We start from the raw sequence: 231 nt of genomic DNA on the forward strand, positions 1-231 counted from the left end.
ATTGTGACTTCAATCTCCGTTGGGTGATGGGCATAGTCGTCAATTAATACCTGCTCACCGACTACTTTTTCATTAAAGCGGCGTTTGACTCCGCCGAATGTCGTTAGTGCCCCTTTGATGAGCTCTACATCAATGGCTTCATAGTGTCATAATGCAATGACTGCTAATGAACTAAGGACATTATGGTTTCCATAGGCAGGAATGTAGAAGGTATCATAAAACGTATTGCGT

1 pseudogene is annotated in these 231 nt (G+C 42.4%); it reads right to left on the bottom strand.

The features are described 5' to 3' along the window. A pseudogene (locus SB660_RS24210) lies at window positions 1-231 on the bottom strand (UDP-N-acetylmuramate--L-alanine ligase); the annotation flags it as partial.

The organism is Bacillus sp. SIMBA_005 (assembly GCF_046535585.1).
GTDB lineage: Bacteria > Bacillota > Bacilli > Bacillales > Bacillaceae > Bacillus > Bacillus pumilus.